Genomic DNA, 16,862 nt, shown 5'->3' on the forward strand with positions numbered 1-16,862 from the left:
CGTTCTGCTGCTTATTAGTCATGCTTTTTTGCGGGTCATGGTTCATCTCTGTCTAAGCTCCACTCATCTCTGCTGCTGCTCTGCTTTACTCTGCTCTTTATCTATTCTGACTGCTCTTCTAATCTTATCAATAATCCTACTCTTATTCTTTTGTATCTGTCAACTCAAGGTCAGGCCTCAGCACTACCGCTTTATTTAAGTAAATATGATGCATTTCTTTTTGTGCTTTCCGGGTATCCGCGGTAAGCATAATACGAATGCACTTTTCCAGACTTCCCGGAACCGGGATCTCTCTGGCACACATGACGGGTACGTACTCCCACCCTGCAAACTGTCTGGCTGCTTTAGCTGGAAAAGCAGCATCAATGTCTTCCGTAACAGTAAACCAAACGTGTGCCACCTGTTCAGGGGAAATGTCGTTTTTTTCAATCATCTGTCCGAGAAGTACTTCGGTTTCCTGTGTAATTTCCTCGGCATCATTGCCTTCTACCGTTGTTGCTCCCCTCAGTCCTCTAATCATTCAATCTCCCCCTTTCCAATAAATGACTTCAACAGCCTGTGAACGGTTTCGTCCGGCATCTGCTTTGTAATTGTTTCGCCCGGCTCCGTCACAAGCACAAAGGTCAGCACACCAGCTGACGTCTTTTTGTCTTTTTTCATAGCTTCCATCAGACTCGAAGCTTTCATTTCTTTCGTATCAAGCGGATAGCCCAATGAAAGCAGCCACGTTTTCTCTTTTTCGATGTCCCAGTTCGATAAACCTTCATCGTTGCTGACCTGCATGGCAAAGAGCATACCTGCCGCCACGGCTTCACCGTGAGCCCATTTGCCGTAGCCGGCTGTGCTTTCTATAGCATGGCCGAGCGTATGGCCGAAATTAAGATGCGCACGTACTCCTGTTTCTCTTTCATCAAGAGCAACGATATCGGCTTTGATTTGAATGGAACGTTTAAGCATCGAGACAGCTGACGTTTTTACATCTTCAATGCTTGTTATATGACGCTGCAGCCATTCGAGAAAGGAAGCGTCTTTAATGTAGGCATGTTTCATCATTTCAGCAAAACCGGAGCGCCATTCTTTGTCTGACAGTGTCTGCAGCATCTCTACGTCATAAATGACCGCAGCCGGCTGATGAAACGCACCAACCATATTTTTACCCAGGGGGTGATTGATCCCGGTTTTTCCGCCTACACTGCTGTCATGAGCCAAAAGAGTCGTCGGCATCTGGACAAATGGAATCCCGCGCATATACGTTGCCGCTGCAAAGCCTGCCAGATCTCCTACTACGCCGCCGCCGAGTGCAGCCACTACAGACTTACGGTCCAGGCCGCTTTCAAGCATGGCTGTTAAAATACGCTCATACACCGCAAAGGATTTAGATGCTTCTCCGCTTTCCACCGTAAATGTAAATACTTCTATGCTGCTTTGAAAAGACTGCACAACACCCTCCAAATACAATGGAGCGACAGCACTATCCGAAATAATAAATACTTTTTCCGCGTCTTTTGCTTCAGAGAGGAGTAAATCCCCCGCTCTGCTTCTGATTCCTTCTCCAATATAAACCGGATAAGAGGCAGCAGAAGCATTAACGAAGAGCCGCTCCATTAAAAATCACGCGCCCATTCGTTGTGTTTTTTCATATTTCCCTGAATCGCATCGATACGGTCCGCTCCAAACATTTCCAAAATCGCATTAGCTACTTCAAATGCAATCACATTTTCCATTACAACAGAAGCAGCCGGTACAGCACAGCTGTCCGAGCGTTCAATGCTTGCTTCAAAAGGCTCTTTCGTTTCAATGTCGACGCTGCGTAACGGTTTATACAACGTCGGAATCGGCTTCATTACACCTTGGATGACGATAGGCATTCCAGTCGTCATGCCGCCTTCAAAACCTCCGAGGTTGTTGCGGCTGCGGTAATAGCCGCGGCCTTCTTCCCAAAGAATTTCATCATGCACTTTGCTTCCAGGCATGCGTCCGGCTTCAAAACCTAAGCCTACTTCCACTCCTTTAAACGCATTGATACTCATTACCGCACCGGCAATTTTCGCATCAAGCTTACGGTCGTAGTGCACGTAGCTCCCTACTCCTGCGGGCATACCGGTAATAACGGTCTGAACGATGCCTCCGATGGAATCCCCGTCTTTTTTAGCGTCATCTATCGCCTGCATCATTTCCTTTTCGGCGTTTTTATCTAAACATCTCACTGGAGACGCTTCTGTACGCTCCTTTAGATCATGGATATCTGTATAGTCACGATCTTTGGACTCAATTCCGCCGATTTCCAGCACCTGCCCGCCTACTTCGATACCTAATGTCTTGAGAAGTTTCTTGGCTACCGCTCCAGCGCTTACTCTTGCTGTTGTTTCTCTTGCAGAGGAACGCTCCAGCACATTTCGCATGTCCCGGTGGCCGTATTTAATAGCACCGTTTAAGTCTGCGTGGCCCGGGCGCGGCCTGCTGATGACACGCTTCATTTCCTTTTCCTCTTCTTCGGTAAGCGGGTCTGCTCCCATAATTTTTGTCCAATGTTTAAAATCATCGTTTTCAACGATTAAGGCTAATGGTGCGCCTGTTGTTTTTCCATGTCTTACGCCGCCAGCGATCGCGACGGTATCTTTTTCTATCTGCATGCGCCGTCCTCTTCCGTGGCCGCCCTGTCTCCTTTTTAATTCTGTGTTAATATCTTCCTGAAGCAGTTCCAGCTGTGATGGAACCCCCTCTATAATTGTTGTCTGCTGAGGGCCGTGTGATTCTCCCGCTGTTAAATATCTCATCGTTTATTCTCTCCTATTCCATACGCTCCATGAGCTCTTTAGTGCTTTTATGCATTAAATTGTAACATAATTCTTTTAGTGGTGCTTTATTATACGTATTTTGTGTTTGAAGATTTTATCTATTCTGTCTACAGCAGCTTACTGTTCTTTTTGTATAAAAAAGGCCCCGCTGTTTCAAACCCAAACTGCTGCGGCTGAAAAATCTGTTCGGTGCTTCCGACAAATAGAATGCCCCCGTCTTTCAGCGAGTGATAAAACTTTCTATACAGATCGGCTTTCGCTGATTCGGTAAAATAAATCAGCACGTTTCGGCATGAAATAAAATCAAATTGCCGATCAAATGCATCGCCAAGAAGGTTCAGCTGTTTAAATGTTACTTTGTTCCGCAGATGTACCGGCACTTCGTATCCGCCTTCCGTCTTTTTCAGCAGTCCCGGCCTTGCCATATGTACAGCACTGAGTGTATGGGACGTGTAGACTCCATTTTCAGCGGTAAGCAGGGCATTCGTATCAATATCGGTCGCGAGAATCACGTAATGGCTGCAATAAGGAGCTTCATTTAAAATATGGGAAATCGTATACGGTTCTTCTCCTGTGGAACAGGCAGCCGACCATACTTTAAATGCCGACGAACTGTCGCATAACGAAGGGAAAATCGTCTCTTTAAGCTGCTCCCATCTGGCTGGATTGCGGTAAAACTCCGATACATTTATCGTCATGCGCTCCAGAAATTGATGAAACAGCTCATCTTTTTTCATCAAACCTTCATCAAAAAAAGAAACAAAGTTCGAAAAACCTTTTTTCTCATAAAAAGTCTTCAGCCTACGCTTCATTTGATCTTCTTTATATAAGGACAAATCAATGCCCGTTTTTGTTTTGACTTTTTCCGTAAAAACAATATAATCATCGGTCGCAAGGCCTGATCTCCGTGGTGGAGGGGAAGCACTGGTTTCTCTGCTCTTCATTGGTTTTTTTCATCCTTTTCAACTCATTCGCGGTTTGTTTCGCAATGTCTATCATATCATGAGTAAAAGCTTCCGGAGAAGAGCAGAGCCTGCTTATTCGTAAAAATAAATACCGGCTGCCGCAGAATGAACTGCAGCAGCCGGCATGTAATTATTCATTTATACCCAGGCCGACACTTGTTTTTCGTAGCCGGTCAATTCATTTTCGTTAAAAAATAGATTAATTTCCCGCTCTGCGCTTTCCGTTGAATCCGATCCATGGATCACATTCATACTGATGCGGACACCATAATCTCCTCTAATCGTTCCTGGAGCAGCGTCCTGCGGATTTGTTGCCCCCATGAGCTTTCTGGCAGAGGAAACAACTTCATCTCCTTCAAGCACCATCGCAAAAACCGGCGATGACGTAATAAACCCAACAAGCTCTTCGAAAAATGGTTTACCTTTATGCTCACCGTAATGCTGTTCTGCAAGCTCTCTGGAAATACTCATTAATTTAGCGCCTTTGAGCGTGTATCCTTTTTTTTCAAAACGATGCACAATTTCCCCGATTAAATTTCTTTGTACTCCGTCCGGTTTTATCATAACAAATGTCTGCTCCATACTTGTTCCTCCTTATGTAAATGAAAGCGTTCAACCTTTATGATTATATCAAACCATGTAAGCGTTAGCAATGTTCAATTAAAACAGGAACTTTATCCGTCTGGCGGACAAAGTTCCTGTTTTAATGTTTGCGGCCGCCTATATACGTCGCTACTTCTCTGAGCGATTTAGTCGCCTTAATGTCCGGCAGACTATCCAGGGCACTGTATGCTTTGTTCAAATACTTGCGGCTCAGTTCTTTCGAATACTCAATGCCGCCCGACATTTTAATTGCTTCTATAATCGGAGTAATATCCTGGGAACTTGATGCTTCATCCTCAATTAAATGAACAATTTCCTTTTTGAGAGCCGGGTCTCGGTCCATCGCATAGAGGGCAGGAAGCGTTACATTCCCCTGCCTCAGATCGCCTCCGGCCGGCTTGCCAAGCTGCTTTTCCGTGCCGGTAAAATCAAGAATATCATCAATAATCTGGTATGACATGCCTACATTATATCCATATTGATACAGCCGGATCTGTTCCTGTTTTGATGCCCCCGCGCTGATCGCTCCGAGCTGACAGCTTACTGCAATAAGCAGCGCTGTTTTCCGGCGTATTCTGCGCAGATAGATTCTCATATTCTGCTCCCAGTTGTACTGGTCCCGAATTTGTTCAATTTCCCCCAGACACATTTGAATCATGGCGTGGGAAAGAATGGAATTAATACTGCCATCATTAAAAAAAGTGGTTTTTTCCACTGCTTTTGCGAAAATGTAATCGCCTGTGTACATCGCAACCCGATTATCCCATTTTGCTTTAATCGTCTGTGATCCCCGGCGCAGTTCTGCATTATCTATTACATCGTCATGCACGAGGGAGGCCATGTGGATTAATTCCAGCGAGACGGCGATATGCTTTACGCGTTCTATATCATAATCCCCGTATTTTGCCCCAAGAAGGACGAATACCGGCCTGATACGCTTGCCTCCCGCCTGCAGAAGGTGTAGAGAAGCGTGTTTAAGGGCAGGGTGCTCCGATAGAACGGACTGCTCCAGCTCTTTTTCAATTTTTTTAATATCTGCGTTTAAATACATATACAAATCTGCTAATTTCACCGCGTTTACTTTCACTTTGAAGACTGCACCTCTCTTCCGCTTCCCCATATGTTTAATGCATGTATTGGTTTATCAATAAATCCATACTTATATGCTAACGAATAATAGTAAAGGAGTCCACGTTTTTCGTCTTCTCCGAACACATAATGAATTCCTTTGTAGTAGCTTTCCCAAAAAGCAGGGTCTCCTCCCATACTGCCGGAAACTTCGAGCGACAGCTCTTCGTATTCATCAGCATGAGCCGTGTCACGGCTGCGGGCAAACTCCCGACTCAATAAAGAAAGCAGGCCGGGGCTGGAACGAAGCGCATCATTCTGTACTGCGAATACCGCATACGTCATCGGCAGGCCTGTATGAGTGAACCATTGTTCTCCCAGGTCATAGTAGTAATACTCTGTATGTTCCCGTCGTGCTTTTATGGCATCGTCTCCAATAAGTACACACGCATCATAGGACTCCATCATTTTAGTCAAATCCGGAGAAACCGTTTCGAAGTGAAGCGTCTCGAAGTGGTAAAATTCTTTAAGCAGGATCTGTACGAGATGAACGGATGTGGCACTGGCTGATGTCAGCGCTATATCCGCTCCTTCCAGTTCCAGAATTGGCTTTTTGGAAATCAAAAATATCGAACGAACTTCTCCTTTTGAAGAAACACACAAATCCGGAAGCAGAGAGAGCCTGTCGTAATTTTCTGCATACGCAAAAGATGAGACAGCCGCAATATCAATGGTTCCTTCCGCCAACGACTGATTCAGCGAAGACGGCACTTCATAATAAAATTGAACGCCTCTGCCCCGCAGTTCTTTTCTGTCCAGGTAATGAAAAAAAGGGAGAATGTTCGTGTAGGATATTTCACCGAGATGCAGGCTCATCGCTTTTCCCCCCATCTAGTAAACAAGGTGTGCTCCACGTGAACGCTGTCGAGCACTTTTCCAGCTACGAAGTTGATCAAGTCATCCATGCTGTTAGGCAGGTGGTAGAAGCCGGGCATAGCTGGAACAATATGGGCCCCGGCCCGATCTGCCCGGACGAGGTTTTCCAGGTGAATTCCATTTAACGGTGTTTCTCTCGGAACGATTACCAGTCTGCGTTTTTCTTTAAGAATAACATCCGCTGCGCGTTCAAGCAGGTTTCCTGAATTGCCATTCGCAATTTTAGAGAGCGTCCCCATCGAGCATGGCACAATGATCATCGCTTCTGTTTTATACGATCCGCTCGCAATCGGGGCGGTAAAGTCTCTAAGTCCGTGCACAAGAAGGTCGTTTTTATCATAATCCCCAAATAAACCGTTTAAACACTGCTGCCGGTCGGATGTATCAAGCTCCATTTCCAGCCTGAAAACCTCCCAGCCGGCTTCGCTGATAAGAAGGTGCACCCTGCAGTCAGCTTCCAGCAGCTGTTGAGCGACTCTAATTCCATAAACGGCACCGCTTGCACCGGTGATGGCTACTGTAAATATTCGTTTTGTGTTGTTCATATCAGCAGATCCCCAATAGCAAAAACCAGCATGGTAATACTAATAATTCCATTCATCTGGAAGAAGGCCACGCCGACTTTCGTTAAATCCGTTGGTTTTACCAAGGAGTGTTCGTAGACCATGATCGCGCCTACTATAATAACTCCAATCATAAACAACCACCCGAGCGGAGAAAATATACTGAGAAGCAGCAGTGATGCAAAGCTGATCAAGTGAAAACCTTTTGAAATACGAAGGGCTTTTTCAATACCAAACCGTGCCGGAATGGAATGCAGCTTAACCCTGCGGTCATAATCAGCATCCTGAGTCGCATAGATAACATCAAAACCAGCTGTCCAAAAAGTTACCGTCAAAAAGAGAAACAGCAGTTCCACTGAAAACTGGCCGGTCGCTCCAATCCAGCCGCCAACCGGCGCCATCGCTATTGTGACACCAAGAAATACGTGACAGAGCCACGTAAAGCGTTTCGTATAGGAATAAAAAGTGAGCAGAAATACAAATAACGGAAGCATTAGTACGGTTAACGTATTAAGCGAAAAGGCTGCGATAAACAGCAGCGCAAAAGAGGCCCCGATGAACAGCAGGCTCTGGGGAACGGATACTTCCCCGGCCGGTATGGCCCTGTCTGCCGTACGTGGATTCTTTTTATCGATGTTGGCATCAATAACGCGGTTAAGCGTCATCGCAGCACTTCTGGCTCCGACCATCGCCAGTGTAATAAAGATCCATTCCATAATAGTCGGCCAGGTTCCTTCTACAGTCATACTTCCAAGAATAGCTCCAAGAAAAGCAAACGGCAGAGCGAACACGGTATGTTCAAACTTTATCATTTCCAATATCACTTTAATTTTTTTCATTATAAGCATCCTATCTATTGATCCAATTGTTTATGTGCAAAATGCGCTGCAGCTGCTCCCATTGAAAAAGAATGAACGGTTACGGTTTTAAAACCGGCCTGTTTAAACATAACGGCAAGGGCCATTTTGTTAGGGAAATTCATCGTCGATTCCTGCAGCCAGGAATATTCATCAAAACGTCCCGCCAGGTACTTTCCTAGCCTTGGCATAATATACTTAAAGTAGAGAGAGTATACTTTTTCGACCGACTTTTTTTCCGGTTGGGAGGTCTCAAGGCATACTGCCATTCCTCCCGGCTTCAGCACACGGTACATCTCCCGCATCGTCTGATCGTAATCAGGGACATTGCGCAGGCCGAATCCTATCGTAACAAAATCAAAGCTGCTGGACGCAAACGGCAGGTCCATCGCATTGCCTTCTACCAGCTCTATCGTATCCCAGCCGGATTGCGTGACTTTACGCTGTCCAATTTTTAACATGTTTGCGCTGAAATCAAGGCCTTTGACCTGTCCTTCCGGCCCGGCTGCTTCCGCAAGGCTGAGCGTCCAGTCGGCAGTCCCGCAGCATAAATCCAAAGCGGAAGCTCCTTTGGGAACGTTCATCTGCCGCATCACTTCTTTTCTCCAGGACTTATGCAGGTTAAAACTGATAATCGAGTTCATTGAGTCGTATTTTTCATAAATAGTTTCAAATACGTCATGCACGCGTTCTTCTTTAGACTGCCCCAACATACGCCCTCCTTACTAAATAAATTTATTCTCATACTGTGAGATGGTATTGTTTAAATGCCTGAAAATCAAAGAAGTTTCCGGTACCCGGGCTGCATACCGCTGCAGTTCAAGAAAATAGTTCTCCCGAAGATCCTGCAGCCAGTGAAGCTCTTCAAGCCCAAGAACCGCATCTTCCTGAAGAGAAGCCTCGACGTCGTTCGTCCAATACGCATGAACCGCCGCCATAAAGGCGGATAAAGGCTGCTGCTCCTGAACCTGCAGTTCGTCATTTAAACGCTTAAACATAAAAAATGCGTTCGCAGCTTCCGCCGTTTCTTTCTGCCCGTAATACATGGCGATATTCTGCAGGAAACCCGATTCAATCGTTTCCAGACGTTTCAGAAAATCGGCTTTGCCCGTACTTTCTGCAAGATGAAGCCGCATTTTTTCTTCGTTGATAAGCTGGATAGAAGTACTGAACACTTTTAAAATCGGCGCGTGTATTTGGTGGGCAAGCATCGAATAATAAAGACTCCAGTGATAGTCCCCTGCCAAAATTGTTAACTGGCGCTTTTTTTTCTGCAGCGCAGACTGCACCGGTGCAATCTGCACATGCTCATGTGTTTCAAAAGCTCCGTCTACCATAAGTGCCGCTACGATTTGTTCCTCTTTGTAAAAAGGGTCTAAATCCACATGCTGCATAATATCAAGCAGAAAATAGATCATGCTCTTATTTACGGCTATTTCACCTGTAATCGTTGACACATATTGATGAGAGGCTTTGGATCGAAAAAGCGCTTCAATCCGTTCGATATCAGCTTCCCTGAATGTTTGATCTGTCATTGCATTGTCCCCCATTGACATGTTTTCGAAAAATGCTGTCGCTTTCATATAAAGCAGGAAAAAGGCGCCTGCTTCGTTATTTTATACATGCAATGCGCCTTTTATTTATGTCTGGGAATCCGTATGAACTTCCCCGTGGCTCGTCTGGACAAGAGCTTTGCCTCTGATTTTAATAGCGGACGTATGCTCTGTAAACTGTGCTACCATCACTTCGCCTTTATCAAGCTTTTCGGAATGATGAAACTTTGTGTCTGTACCTCTGGTTAAACCAATCACATTTACTCCATCTTCCTCTGCTTTTACTACAAAAAAATCCTGCGCTCCGCTCATTTTTAGTTCCCCTGCCTTTTTTGTTTTTACCCTTTGTTTATTAAAGAAAAGACTTCAGCTCTAGCGGCTGCGTCCTTTTGTAAACTTCCTCTTACGGCTGAGGTTACCGTCATCGCTCCTGGTTTTTTCACTCCGCGCATCGCCATGCACATGTGTTCTGCCTCTATGACGACTATCGCTCCATGGGGCTGAAGCGTTTCTACTATTGTATCTGCAATCGTTGATGTAATCCGCTCCTGCAGCTGTGGTTTGCTTGCTACCGACTCTACTGTTCTTGCAAGCTTGCTGAGGCCGGTCACCTTGCCGCCTTTGGGTATGTAGCCTACATGGGCTTTACCAAAAAATGGAACTAAATGGTGTTCACACATAGAATAAAAATCAATATCTTTTACTAAGACGAGTTCTTCATGCTGTTCTCCGAAGACGGTTTTTAAATGATTGGAAGGGTCTTCGTGAATACCTTTGAATACTTCCTGATACATTCTTGCCACTCTTTTCGGCGTATCTTCCAGGCCTTCCCGATTCGGGTCCTCCCCAACTGCTTCTAATATTAATGTAACGGCTTGTTCTATTTTTTTATGATCAAAAGGAGCCACTACTCTTCCCCCTACCCTTATTTTATCTTTGTCTTTGAAAATTTTAGCATACCGCTATTTATAAAGCAAAGCTAGCACTTCAAGGGATTGGCAGGAATCTTGTATCTGATATTTATATTATGTAAACTATCACCGGGCATTACAGCTCGCCCGGCTCTTCTTCACCTGTTAATACAGGTTCACCGTTTTCATCCAGTTCATAAGTACCGGAAAAAGCCGGCACGACCGGATAGTGTTCGACGAGTACGGTTCTTGCATCTTCTCCCTCTTCTATCGAGGCACCATGTACTTCAAGCGCACGGTTAATATCGATGGAATAGTCAACGATCGCTTCGCCGTCTGCGTTGATAAGAAGCGGCAGGCTCGTGTTAAAGTAGGGACTCGCTACCGTCGGCTGCTCATCATATTCCAGTTTTTCAAGGTCTGCTTCAAATATTCCCGGAGCCACAGCTTCTTTAATAGGGGCAAATTCGTTTTCTGCTATGTAGACACCGACTCTTTGTTCAAACTCCCTGATCTCACGGGTCATTCGAAGGTCGATTACTTTCACTTCCGCATCGTCTTCCGGATCTACAATCATGTACTGGTAGCTTCCTCCGCTTTCAAAAGAGTTGGCAGGAGGCTCCTGCATATAGCGCGGCATTAATTCCCTGAAATCAATCACGTACCGTTCATACAATGGGGGATTGTGTTCCGGGGTACGAATAGGTAAAAGGTTGATTTCATCTTCTCTGTACTGGTCTACGGCCTGCTGCACGGCAGCAATCTGGCTTTCATCCGGCCCCTGTCTTTGTTCAGCTCCGCTGTTGGGATAAAAACAGCCACCGAGCAGCAAAAGAGGAATAAATCCCAAAATAACGGCTTTTTTTTGTTTATTCATCTGGTTTTCCCCTTTCTGGTATTATTCTGCCAGAGGCCCTCTAAATACGACAATAAAGACGATAAGCCCCGCGATAACCAAACAGATAAACGAGAACGTCATCACGATAAAACGGAGCACCCCTGTCAGCTTTTCTTTGCCGAGTACTGCGGCAGCCGTAGAAACAAACATTAAAAACAATCCAATAAACGACACCCACATATTTTGAAGCGCTGTCATTTTACATCCTCCTTTTTTCTATAAAGGAAAAGAAGCGGCCTAACTTTCCCGGCCGCCTTCGTTTCTTCCCATAAAAGAGCTTTCTTCTTCATTCTTTTTCACTCGGCCCATCAGCCGGTCCGCCGCCTGCAGAGGCGGTTCTTCTTCAAACAGGACGCTGTACAGAGCCGACGTAATCGGCATTTCGACGTTCTCTGCTGCTGCCAGCTCAAACACCGCTTTTGTCGTACGGACTCCTTCTACGACCATGCCCATCTCATCAAGCACGTCATCCAGCTTCCTGCCCCGGCCGAGAAGACGGCCGGCTCTCCAGTTTCTGCTGTGTTCGCTCGTGCAGGTCACGATTAAATCACCAAGACCGGAAAGACCTATAAAAGTCATCGGATTGGCGCCGAGAGCAACACCCAACCGGGTAATTTCTGCAAGCCCTCTCGTCATCAGCGCCGCTTTCGTATTATCGCCATAGCCGAGGCCGTCAGTCATGCCAATGCCCAGCGCAATAATATTTTTTAACGCGCCTCCGATTTCCACGCCAATCATATCTTCGTTTGTATAAACGCGAAAATAGTTATTCATAAATAAATCCTGGACAGAGGCTGCTGCCTCCAGATTTTTGGATGAAACAGCTACCGTAGTCGGCTGTTTAATGCCTACTTCTTCAGCGTGACTTGGTCCCGATAATACAGCTACAGCTTTATAGGATACCCCTTCAAGCTCTTCTTCCATCATTTCGGAAATCCGCTTAAACGTTCCCGGCTCGATGCCTTTGGACGCATGGACGAGGATGCTGTTTTCATGAAGAAGCGGGCGAAGCTGTTCTATCGTCTCCCTGATAGCTTTTGTCGGCACGGCGCAGATAATATAATCATTATCCGTGTCGGTTGCCGACAAATCACTGTAAGCCTTAATAGTAGAATCGAGCACCACATTAGGCAGGTAGCGTGAATTAATATGTGTCTCATTAATTTCTACAGCCAGTTCATTCCTTCTGCCCCAGAGCTGGACGCTGTGTCCATTATCAGCAAGCACCTGGGCAAGAGCGGTTCCCCAGCTTCCTGCCCCGATAACGGCTGCTTTCACTTTTGACATAGTGATCCTCCTTTATTTCGCTCCCAGTTTGTTTTCCTGTCCCTTAAGAAGCCGGTCTATATTGGAACGATGGGTCCATACGGCAAGCACGGACAAGATGATGCTGAGAAAAATATAGGACACCGGATGGGTGCCGGACCCTGCTGTAATAATTAACAGCAGCGATGTGCCGAGAATAAACAACAGGGATCCAAGCGAGACGTAGCGCGTTATGAGAATGACAACGATAGCAACGATACCAGCGTAAACTGCTGGAAAGAAAAACAGCGTACTGATTACGCCAATCGTTGTTGCCACCCCTTTACCGCCTTTAAATCCAAAATATACCGGCCAGTTATGGCCGAGAATGACAGCCAGTCCGGCTGCCGCTGGTGCAAGCCCTTCAGCACCGGAGGCCAGGAAGGGTACAGCCTCCAGCCCGGCTGCAATCCATACTGCAGCAATCCCTTTTGCTATATCGAGCATCAGGACCAGGACAGCCGGGCCTTTTCCCAGCACCCGAAGGGTATTGGTCGCTCCGGCATTGCCGCTGCCATGCTTTCTAATATCGATTTTTTTAACCCTTTTAGCGATAACATAGCTGAAACTGATCGAACCGATCAGGTAGGCTATGATAATTGACAGAATGACTCCCATTCGCTTCTGCTCCCTTACAGTAGACTATTCGTTCTTTTTTCTCGCGTATATCTTAAGCGGTGTGCCTTCAAAATGAAAAGCTTCCCGCAGCTTATTTTCGATATAGCGTCTATAGGAGAAGTGCATAAGTTCCGGTTCGTTTACAAACAACACCACTACCGGTGGAGCAATCGCTACCTGTGTTGCATAATTAATCCGCAGGCGCTTATTATGCTCAGTTGGCGTTGGGTTCATCGCAACGGCATCGGAAATAACGTCGTTTAAGACGTTTGTCGGCACACGAAGGCTGTGGTTTTCTGCTACTGTTTTTACAATTGGAAGCAGATTTTTCATTCTTTTTTTCGTTTTGGCGGATAAAAATACAATGGGGGCATACGACAGAAACTGAAATTCTTCCCGAATCTTCTGCGTGAATTCCTGCATTGTTTTTTCATCCTTTTCCATCGCATCCCATTTGTTAACGACAATAACGATGGCCCGTCCTGCTTCATGGGCATAGCCGGCAATTTTTTTATCCTGTTCTTTTATTCCCTGTTCCCCGTCAATCAGCGTGAGCACAACATCTGCGCGCTCCAGTGCTTTCATCGCACGGAGTACACTGTACTTTTCCGTTGCTTCATATACTTTACCCCGGCGTCTCATGCCGGCAGTATCAACGATGACGTATTCCTGGCCGTCTTTTTCAAACGGAGTGTCAATAGCATCCCGTGTAGTTCCTGCGATCTCGCTTACGATGACTCGTTCTTCACCAAGAAGCGCGTTTACAAGGGAGGATTTTCCGACGTTTGGCCGTCCGATCACTGCCATTTGAATGGTATCTTCGTCGTATTCTTTTTCCGATTGGTCCGGAAAGAATTCAAGGGCACGGTCAAGCAGGTCACCAAGGCCGATGCCGTGAGAACCAGATACCGGATACACATCCCCGAATCCCAATGAATAAAATTCATACATCTGCGTCTGCATAGCCGGGCTGTCAATTTTATTTACTGCTACTACTACGGGCTTTTTTGAACGAAGCAGAAGGTTTGCTGCTTCCTGGTCAGCCGTCGTGATTCCGTCCCGGCCGTTTACTACAAACAAGACAACATCCGCCTCGTCGATTGCAATTTCAGCCTGGGCTCTCATCTGATCAAGAAACGGCTCGTCTCCGAGATCAATTCCCCCGGTATCTATAACAAAAAATTCTCTGTTCAGCCATTCCGCGTTATTATATAAACGATCACGGGTAATACCCGGCTCATCCTGGACGATAGCCACCCGCTCTCCTATAATCCGGTTAAAAACGGTTGATTTTCCTACGTTCGGTCTTCCTACTATTGCTATTGTTGGCTTTGCCATCTTACTCCCTCATTCCTATCCCTTAACAAAAACTCTGTCATTTATTTGTTCCTCGTTTATTATACTAGATTTTCACCCTCTACATAACCATAGAAAGAGCCGGTTCTATGTTTTTTCATAGAACCGGCCTCCTCCTGCCGTTATTTTGCTCTTGCAGCATAGCTTTTTGTATCAAATCCTCTTTCTTTTAACCAATGTGCTGTTGCTCCTGAAAGAACAAGAGGAGCCCGCTGTAACGACCGAATATCTTCTGCACCGACGGCCGTCATAATATACGTCAGCTGTTCAAGCACCGCATTCAGGTAAGCGGTGCCTCCTTTTGTCCCGTTCTCATGAACTGCTTCTAGTACTTTCCCTGCAATGCCTACTGCAGAAGCACCGAGTGCTATAGCTTTCGCAGCGTCCAATGCATGCCTGATACCGCCGGAACCAATGATGTCCGCCTGTTTATGTACAAATGCAGACTCTGCTACGGTAGCTGCACTGCTGATGCCCCATTGATCAAAAAAAGACCATTTGGCTTCCCGCCTGCTGTTTTCGACTGCAGAAAAGTTGGTGCCTCCGCTTCCGCCCGTATCAATCACTGTAATGCCTGCTTCTTCAAGCGTTTGAAATGCTTCCGCCGACATACCAAATCCTACTTCTTTTACGATAATAGGTATGTTCAGGCTTTGACGCACTTCCTGAATACGATCCAGCGCCCCTCTAAAATCCCTGTCTCCTTCAGGCATAACCAGTTCCTGAATAACATTCAGATGAATCTGCAGAGCATCTGCTTCAATCATATTTACAGCCTGCGCGGCCTGCTGAGGCGTCGCCTCGCTGCCCAAATTGGCAAAAATAATACCATCAGGATTTTCATGGCGTACGACCTGGTAAGATGCAGCTTCTGCCGTATCTTTAATTGCTGACATCTGAGACCCTACTGCCATTGCAGTGTTAGTAGCTTTCGCCGCCTGTGCCAGCATCCGGTTAATCGATTCTGTTTTTTCTCCGCCGCCTCCGGTCATCGCATTAATAATAATCGGCGAACTTAAGGAAAGTCCGCCGACATTAGTAGTATAGCTTATATTGCCCACTGAGGAGCCGGGGAGACTGTTGTGTACAAAACGAAGATCATCATAACTCGATGCATCAGCGAACCCTGTCGCTAATGCATGAGTGATGTGGTCCTGTTTACGCTGTGCTCTTGACACGACACATCGAACCCCTTATTTTTTATATTTTTTCAGCTGATCGCCGATCATGTCTCCGAGAGAAAATCCAGAGTGATCGTCTTCCGGTGCATCGTACTCCTGTTGTACTTTCTGATCTGGTTTGTCCGCTTTTTCCAGTTCACGGATGCTTAAGCTGATCCGCTGCTCGGAAGGAGTAATATCCAGTATTTTCACTTTCACAGCCTGGCCTTCTTCGAGCACTTCACCCGGCGTACCAATATGACGATCAGCGATTTGAGAAATGTGAACCAGTCCTTCTACACCTGGTGCCACTTCAACAAATGCTCCGAAAGAAACAAGACGCTTTACCTGACCTTCGATAATATCGCCCGGCTCCATTTGTCCTTCTATCGTGGTCCATGGTCCAGGAAGAGTGTCTTTAATAGAAAGGGAAACCCTCTCGCTGTCAGTATCCACTGCCAGAATTTTCACCTGTACTTCTTCACCCTCTTTAACAATCTCACCTGGAGATTCTACACGGTGATGAGCCATCTGTGAAATGTGAACCAGTCCATCTACTCCGCCTACGTCAACAAAAGCACCAAAGTCAGTCAAACGCTGCACGGTACCTTTCACGGTATCGCCAACCTGAAGCTGTTCGAGCACGTCTTTTTTCTGACGGTTTGCCTGCTCATCCAATACCGCTCTCTGGGATAGGATTAATTTGTTGTCCGCAGAATCAATTTCAATGATCTTTAAAGAAAGGGTGCGTCCTTTGTAATCAGAAAAATCTTCGACAAAGTGTCTTTCCACTAATGAAGCCGGGATAAATCCACGTACGCCAAGATCAACTACAAGGCCGCCTTTAACTACTTCTGCTACTTCTGCCTCAATAATATCACCGTTTTCAAACTTGGATTCCAGTTCTCCCCATGCTCTATCAGCGAGCGCAGCTTTTCTTGAAATAACCAGTTCATCATCTTCTATCTTTGTAACCTTACACTCAATCTCGTCCCCTTCTTTCAGGACGTCTTCTACTTTTTCCACGTGAAGACCGGACAGCTCACTTATTGGAATAACTGCATCCACCTTGTATCCCACATCAGCAAAGGCCTGCTTTTCTTCAACCTTTGTTACCTTGCCTTTGACGATATCTCCTTCTTTAATATCATTCATTCCAGCTAACTCGTTGTTCATTTCATCGACCATTGTCCATTGCCTCCTTCTACTTTTCCTCGCTACTATATCTATTATAATAAAAAATAGGCCATAAGCAAAAGAAAATACCTATT

General features: G+C 45.9%; 20 protein-coding genes. All 20 read right to left on the bottom strand.

Going from position 1 to position 16,862, the window contains the following annotated elements:
• Positions 1-142 precede the first annotated feature (142 nt).
• Positions 143-520 carry a chorismate mutase gene (gene aroH, locus AC5W14_RS06845; protein WP_496058596.1) on the bottom strand — a complete coding sequence of 126 codons (378 nt, stop codon included), beginning with the start codon at positions 518-520 and terminating at the stop codon, positions 143-145.
• On the bottom strand, positions 517-1,605 hold the full coding sequence (gene aroB, locus AC5W14_RS06850) for a 3-dehydroquinate synthase (RefSeq protein ID WP_496058597.1): 1,089 nt from the start codon (positions 1,603-1,605) through the stop codon (positions 517-519). The genes aroH and aroB overlap by 4 nt, the downstream gene beginning before the upstream one ends.
• Positions 1,605-2,777: a chorismate synthase gene (aroC, locus tag AC5W14_RS06855; RefSeq protein WP_496058598.1), complete on the bottom strand. Its 1,173-nt coding sequence runs from the start codon at positions 2,775-2,777 to the stop codon at positions 1,605-1,607. The genes aroB and aroC overlap by 1 nt, the downstream gene beginning before the upstream one ends.
• A gap of 128 nt (positions 2,778-2,905) precedes the next feature.
• Positions 2,906-3,742, bottom strand: coding sequence for a CheR family methyltransferase (locus tag AC5W14_RS06860; protein ID WP_496058599.1), 837 nt, complete (start codon positions 3,740-3,742; stop codon positions 2,906-2,908).
• Between the two features lie 159 nt (positions 3,743-3,901).
• Positions 3,902-4,345, bottom strand: coding sequence for a nucleoside-diphosphate kinase (gene ndk, locus AC5W14_RS06865; protein WP_496058600.1), 444 nt, complete (start codon positions 4,343-4,345; stop codon positions 3,902-3,904).
• A gap of 121 nt (positions 4,346-4,466) precedes the next feature.
• A complete protein-coding gene (gene hepT, locus AC5W14_RS06870; protein ID WP_496058601.1) occupies positions 4,467-5,438 on the bottom strand; it encodes a heptaprenyl diphosphate synthase component II in 972 nt (323 codons plus the stop codon).
• An 11-nt stretch (positions 5,439-5,449) separates the two neighbouring features.
• Positions 5,450-6,310, bottom strand: coding sequence for a menaquinone biosynthetic enzyme MqnA/MqnD family protein (locus tag AC5W14_RS06875; protein ID WP_496058602.1), 861 nt, complete (start codon positions 6,308-6,310; stop codon positions 5,450-5,452).
• Positions 6,307-6,915 (bottom strand): UbiX family flavin prenyltransferase, encoded by a 609-nt coding sequence (locus tag AC5W14_RS06880; protein WP_496058603.1) that lies wholly within the window; start codon positions 6,913-6,915, stop codon positions 6,307-6,309. Before AC5W14_RS06880 ends, AC5W14_RS06875 begins: the two co-directional genes overlap by 4 nt.
• On the bottom strand, positions 6,912-7,772 hold the full coding sequence (locus tag AC5W14_RS06885; protein ID WP_496058604.1) for a UbiA-like polyprenyltransferase: 861 nt from the start codon (positions 7,770-7,772) through the stop codon (positions 6,912-6,914). Before AC5W14_RS06885 ends, AC5W14_RS06880 begins: the two co-directional genes overlap by 4 nt.
• Before the next feature lie 14 nt (positions 7,773-7,786).
• A complete protein-coding gene (locus AC5W14_RS06890; protein ID WP_496058605.1) occupies positions 7,787-8,500 on the bottom strand; it encodes a demethylmenaquinone methyltransferase in 714 nt (237 codons plus the stop codon).
• 15 nt (positions 8,501-8,515) lie between these two features.
• Positions 8,516-9,373 carry a heptaprenyl diphosphate synthase component 1 gene (locus AC5W14_RS06895; protein WP_496193994.1) on the bottom strand — a complete coding sequence of 286 codons (858 nt, stop codon included), beginning with the start codon at positions 9,371-9,373 and terminating at the stop codon, positions 8,516-8,518.
• 57 nt (positions 9,374-9,430) lie between these two features.
• Positions 9,431-9,655 (bottom strand): trp RNA-binding attenuation protein MtrB, encoded by a 225-nt coding sequence (gene mtrB / locus AC5W14_RS06900; protein ID WP_496058607.1) that lies wholly within the window; start codon positions 9,653-9,655, stop codon positions 9,431-9,433.
• A 26-nt stretch (positions 9,656-9,681) separates the two neighbouring features.
• Entirely contained in the window at positions 9,682-10,251 is a 570-nt protein-coding gene (gene folE, locus AC5W14_RS06905) for a GTP cyclohydrolase I FolE (RefSeq protein ID WP_496058608.1), read from the bottom strand.
• 139 nt (positions 10,252-10,390) lie between these two features.
• On the bottom strand, positions 10,391-11,131 hold the full coding sequence (locus AC5W14_RS06910) for a YphF family lipoprotein (protein ID WP_496058609.1): 741 nt from the start codon (positions 11,129-11,131) through the stop codon (positions 10,391-10,393).
• A 21-nt stretch (positions 11,132-11,152) separates the two neighbouring features.
• Positions 11,153-11,350, bottom strand: a complete 198-nt coding sequence (locus AC5W14_RS06915; RefSeq protein ID WP_252313344.1) for a DUF2768 domain-containing protein — start codon at positions 11,348-11,350, stop codon at positions 11,153-11,155.
• Between the two features lie 39 nt (positions 11,351-11,389).
• On the bottom strand, positions 11,390-12,439 hold the full coding sequence (locus AC5W14_RS06920) for an NAD(P)H-dependent glycerol-3-phosphate dehydrogenase (RefSeq protein ID WP_496058610.1): 1,050 nt from the start codon (positions 12,437-12,439) through the stop codon (positions 11,390-11,392).
• Between the two features lie 12 nt (positions 12,440-12,451).
• The gene (gene plsY / locus AC5W14_RS06925; RefSeq protein ID WP_496058611.1) at positions 12,452-13,075 is read right to left on the bottom strand and encodes a glycerol-3-phosphate 1-O-acyltransferase PlsY; all 624 of its coding nucleotides are present in this window, start codon (positions 13,073-13,075) and stop codon (positions 12,452-12,454) included.
• 24 nt (positions 13,076-13,099) lie between these two features.
• A complete protein-coding gene (der, locus tag AC5W14_RS06930) occupies positions 13,100-14,413 on the bottom strand; it encodes a ribosome biogenesis GTPase Der (protein ID WP_496058612.1) in 1,314 nt (437 codons plus the stop codon).
• A 140-nt stretch (positions 14,414-14,553) separates the two neighbouring features.
• Positions 14,554-15,609: a type 2 isopentenyl-diphosphate Delta-isomerase gene (gene fni / locus AC5W14_RS06935; RefSeq protein ID WP_496193995.1), complete on the bottom strand. Its 1,056-nt coding sequence runs from the start codon at positions 15,607-15,609 to the stop codon at positions 14,554-14,556.
• Positions 15,610-15,624: 15 nt separating this feature from the next.
• Complete coding sequence (gene rpsA, locus AC5W14_RS06940) at positions 15,625-16,779, bottom strand: 30S ribosomal protein S1 (RefSeq protein WP_496058614.1); 1,155 nt, start codon at positions 16,777-16,779, stop codon at positions 15,625-15,627.
• Between the last annotated feature and the right edge of the window lie 83 nt (positions 16,780-16,862).

It is taken from the genome of Sinobaca sp. TMA16-18 (assembly GCF_059510535.1).

Bases quoted from the DNA above. Each gene is read 5' to 3' on its own strand.
- AC5W14_RS06915 (WP_252313344.1), bottom strand. From the start codon at position 11,350: ATGACAGCGCTTCAAAATATGTGGGTGTCGTTTATTGGATTGTTTTTA.
- rpsA (WP_496058614.1), bottom strand. From the start codon at position 16,779: ATGGTCGATGAAATGAACAACGAGTTAGCTGGAATGAATGATATTAAA.
- AC5W14_RS06895 (WP_496193994.1), bottom strand. From the start codon at position 9,373: ATGAAAGCGACAGCATTTTTCGAAAACATGTCAATGGGGGACAATGCA.
- plsY (WP_496058611.1), bottom strand. From the start codon at position 13,075: ATGGGAGTCATTCTGTCAATTATCATAGCCTACCTGATCGGTTCGATC.
- aroB (WP_496058597.1), bottom strand. From the start codon at position 1,605: ATGGAGCGGCTCTTCGTTAATGCTTCTGCTGCCTCTTATCCGGTTTAT.
- aroC (WP_496058598.1), bottom strand. From the start codon at position 2,777: ATGAGATATTTAACAGCGGGAGAATCACACGGCCCTCAGCAGACAACA.
- mtrB (WP_496058607.1), bottom strand. From the start codon at position 9,655: ATGAGCGGAGCGCAGGATTTTTTTGTAGTAAAAGCAGAGGAAGATGGA.
- AC5W14_RS06885 (WP_496058604.1), bottom strand. From the start codon at position 7,772: ATGAAAAAAATTAAAGTGATATTGGAAATGATAAAGTTTGAACATACC.
- der (WP_496058612.1), bottom strand. From the start codon at position 14,413: ATGGCAAAGCCAACAATAGCAATAGTAGGAAGACCGAACGTAGGAAAA.
- AC5W14_RS06860 (WP_496058599.1), bottom strand. From the start codon at position 3,742: ATGAAGAGCAGAGAAACCAGTGCTTCCCCTCCACCACGGAGATCAGGC.
- aroH (WP_496058596.1), bottom strand. From the start codon at position 520: ATGATTAGAGGACTGAGGGGAGCAACAACGGTAGAAGGCAATGATGCC.
- AC5W14_RS06880 (WP_496058603.1), bottom strand. From the start codon at position 6,915: ATGAACAACACAAAACGAATATTTACAGTAGCCATCACCGGTGCAAGC.
- AC5W14_RS06875 (WP_496058602.1), bottom strand. From the start codon at position 6,310: ATGAGCCTGCATCTCGGTGAAATATCCTACACGAACATTCTCCCTTTT.
- ndk (WP_496058600.1), bottom strand. From the start codon at position 4,345: ATGGAGCAGACATTTGTTATGATAAAACCGGACGGAGTACAAAGAAAT.
- AC5W14_RS06910 (WP_496058609.1), bottom strand. From the start codon at position 11,131: ATGAATAAACAAAAAAAAGCCGTTATTTTGGGATTTATTCCTCTTTTG.
- AC5W14_RS06920 (WP_496058610.1), bottom strand. From the start codon at position 12,439: ATGTCAAAAGTGAAAGCAGCCGTTATCGGGGCAGGAAGCTGGGGAACC.